Below are 3,534 nucleotides of genomic sequence, written 5' to 3' on the forward strand. Positions count from 1 at the left end.
GGCTGCGCCAGAACCAGTAGGACAACGGCGGACGCGCAGGTTGACGTAGGTGGATCATGGCCAAGCAACGTAAGAAACTCCTGATCGTTGATGGGTACAACGTGCTGCGTTCCGGCAGCCGCTACCGCAACGCGCCCGACGAGGACTATACCGACGACACGTTCAACGCCGCGCGCGAGATGCTCATCAACGACGTGGTGAACTACGCCGGAGGCGACTACAAGGCCGTCATCGTGTTCGATGGCGCGAAGAACGCGTTCTCGAACGGCGAGGCGGAAACCGTCGGCGGCGTGCGCATCGTGTTCTCGCCGGCGGGCCAGTCGGCCGACAAGGTCATCGAGAAGCTGGCTCACGACGCGCGCGAGCGCCAGGTGGAAACCCTCGTGGTTACCAGCGACGCCACCATCCAGGACACCACGTTCGGCTTCGGGGTGGACCGCATGAGTGCCGACGGCTTCTCGCGCGAGGTGGGGATGTACTACGAGGAGGCGCGCCTCGACGAAACCCCGAAGGTGGCTCAGAAGAACACGGTGGCCTCCCGCATCGACCCCGTCACCCTCGCCAAGCTCAAAGCTCTCCGCGACGGAGCGGGCCGGTAACCGGACGGCATACTCGAAGGTGACGGTTTCGTGAATCTCCGACACTTGGTCAACCGTGTGTCGGGTTACGGGCAGTTCTGGCATCCCTTGTTGGTTGTTTCGCTACACGGTGTTGGTTATCATGCATGATGTAGGGTAACCAAGCGCGCGTATACGCGCAGGCGAAGCGGACAGGCGGGCGGGTATGGATCGCATCATCGACGGCATCATCGCGCGACGCAAAGCCGTCGTGGCGGCGTTTTTGACCGTCGCCGTCGTGTGCGCCGCGATGATCCCTTTCGTGGGAGTCAACTACGACATGGTGGACTACCTGCCCGACGAAGCGCAATCCACCACGGCCGTCTCCATCATGAACGACGAGTTCGCTCAGGCCGTCCCCAACGCCAACGTGCTCGTCCACGACGTGGGCATTGCCCAGGCGCTTGCGCTCAAGCATAAGATCGCCGAAGTGGAAGGCGTCGAGGGCGTCATGTGGCTCGACGACGTCGTCGACGTCACCGTGCCCCTCGAGATGGCCGACGCCTCCACCGTCGAGACGTACTATCGCGATGGCGCTGCGCTGTTCCAGGTCACCGTGGCCGAAGGCTCCGAAAGCACGGCCGTCCCCGCGCTGCGCGTCCTCGTGGACGAGGCGGGCCCGGGCAACGCCGTGTCGGGCGAGGCCGCCGATACCGCGCAGACCACGGCCAGCACGTCGAAGGAGGCCGGCGGCGCGGCGCTCATCCTCGTGCCCGTCATCATCCTGTTGCTCGTGCTGTCCACCACGTCGTGGATCGAGCCTCTGCTGTTCATCGCCGCCATCGGCGTTTCCATTCTCATCAACATGGGTACGAACATCGTGCTGGGGCAGGTTTCGTTCATCACGTTCTCGGTGAGCCCCATCCTGCAATTGGCGGTGTCGCTGGACTACGCCATCTTCCTGCTGCACGCGTTCGCGGCCGAGCGTCAGCGCACGCCGAACGTGGAGCGTGCCATGGCCTTGGCTATGCGCAGGTCGCTGTCCACCATCGCCGCCAGCGCCGTCACCACGCTGTTCGGTTTCGCCGCTCTTGCGTTCATGCAGTTCCAAATCGGCGCCGATCTTGGCATCAACCTGGTGAAGGGCATCGTGTTCAGCTTCTTCACCGTCATGGTGTTCCTGCCGGCGGTCACGCTTTCGCTGTACAAGCTCATTGACAAGACGCGGCATCGGCCGCTCATGCCCTCGTTCAAGAACGTGGGCAAGGTGCTGTCGAAGGTGCGCGTCCCGGCTCTCGTCCTCGTGTTGGCGCTCGTCGTTCCCGCGTTTTTGGGTCAGAGCCACACCGTGTTCACCTACCAGAACAGCGAGCCCGACCCGAACCTGCGCGCCGGCGCCGACACGCTTATGATCCAAGACGAGTTCGGCCAGCAGAACGCCGTGGTGGTGCTGGTGCCGCGCGGTGACGTGGCCGCCGAGGCTGCGCTTTCGCGCGACCTGGCCGAGGTCGATCATGTAACGGACGTCATCTCGTACGCGTCCACCGTGGGCGCCGCCATCCCGCAGGGCTTCCTCGACCAGAGCGTGATCGACCAGTTCTATTCGCCGAACTACGCGCGCATCATCGCCTACACCAGCACCGATGTGGAAAGCGACGAGGCGTTCTCCACGGTGGAAGCCGTGCAGCAGGCGGCTGCGCGCCATTACGACACGTACTACACCGCCGGCCAGTCCGCGAATCTCTACGACATGAAGAACATCGTGGCGGTGGACAACGTGGTGGTCAGCGCCGTAGCCATCATCGCCATCCTCATCGTGTTGCTGGTGACGTTCCGCTCGCTCACGCTGCCGCTCGTGCTGCTGCTCACCATCGAGTCGGGCATCTGGATCAACCTGTCTATCCCGTACTTCATGGGCGAGTCGGTGAACTTCATCGGCTACCTCGTCATCAACACGGTGCAGCTGGGCGCCACCATCGACTACGGCATCCTGCTGACCACGCATTACCTGCGTCACCGTCGACGCGTCCCGGCGCGCAAGGCCGCGCACCTTGCGCTGGGCGAAACGTTCCCGTCGCTGCTCGTGTCGGCCGGCATCCTGGCTACTGCGGGCTTCGCGCTGGGATTCTCGTCCAGCATGTCGGCGGTGTCCAGCCTGGGCTTCCTGCTCGCCCGCGGAGCGCTGCTGTCGCTGACGCTGGTCACGTGCTTCCTGCCGGCGCTGCTCGTGCTGCTTGATCGCGTTATCCGGCGCACCACCTGGCATGCGAACTTCGCGCCTGTCGCGGCTGCCGAGCCCGCGGTGCCCGCAGCGTCTGAGGTTGCCGACGCCGCATCTCCCGTAGCGGCCGAGGGATCCGAACCCGCCCCGCTCCCCGCGTCCGAAGGAGACGAATCATGAAAAAGCACCCTTGTCTGCGCACCTGCGTCGTCGCGCTGCTCACCGTGACGCTGTCCGTCGCCTGCGTGCCGAGCGCGCTCGCGCTGGCCGAGGGCGATGCGGCGAGCTCTTCCTCTGCATCTGCCGCTTCCGCCTCGTCCGCGGCGACGTACGAGAAGTCCGAAGTGGTGTACGCGACCTTGGCGGCGAGCGGCGCGCCGAAAGCGGTGTACGTGGTCAACCGCTTCGACGTGGAGGTGCCGGGCACCGTCGTCGACCACGGCGACTACACGTCCGTGCAGAACCTCACGAACGAGACCGAGCTGGCGCGCATCGGCGACGCCACCACGTTCGAGGCCGAAGCGGGCACGCTGTACTACCAGGGAGACGCCGCAAACGCCGCATTGCCGTGGAACGTGTCGCTGTCCTACGAACTGGACGGCAAGAAGATGGAGGCCGACCAGCTGGCCGGCGCTTCGGGCAACTTGGCCGTCCATGTGACCACCGCGCGCAACGAGGCCATCGATCCCGCGTTCTACGACAGCTTCATGCTGCAGATCACGTTCACGCTGCCGGGCGACGTCGCCTCCGACGTGG

General features: G+C 64.9%; 2 protein-coding genes and 1 pseudogene. All 3 read left to right on the forward strand.

The features are described 5' to 3' along the window. Positions 1-56 precede the first annotated feature (56 nt). Positions 57-599 carry an NYN domain-containing protein gene (locus tag ACMO6A_RS01900; RefSeq protein WP_009305097.1) on the forward strand — a complete coding sequence of 181 codons (543 nt, stop codon included), beginning with the start codon at positions 57-59 and terminating at the stop codon, positions 597-599. 184 nt (positions 600-783) lie between these two features. Next, positions 784-2,958 carry an efflux RND transporter permease subunit gene (locus tag ACMO6A_RS01905; RefSeq protein WP_009609153.1) on the forward strand — a complete coding sequence of 725 codons (2,175 nt, stop codon included), beginning with the start codon at positions 784-786 and terminating at the stop codon, positions 2,956-2,958. Then, positions 2,955-3,534: pseudogene (locus ACMO6A_RS01910) on the forward strand (hypothetical protein); the annotation flags it as partial. The gene ACMO6A_RS01905 and the pseudogene ACMO6A_RS01910, both read left to right, overlap by 4 nt.

The sequence above is a fragment of the Eggerthella sp. genome (assembly GCF_048329335.1).
Taxonomy (GTDB): domain Bacteria; phylum Actinomycetota; class Coriobacteriia; order Coriobacteriales; family Eggerthellaceae; genus Eggerthella; species Eggerthella lenta.

Coding starts and splice junctions, on each gene's coding strand:
- ACMO6A_RS01900 (WP_009305097.1), top strand. CDS start 57: ATGGCCAAGCAACGTAAGAAACTCCTGATCGTTGATGGGTACAACGTG.
- ACMO6A_RS01905 (WP_009609153.1), top strand. CDS start 784: ATGGATCGCATCATCGACGGCATCATCGCGCGACGCAAAGCCGTCGTG.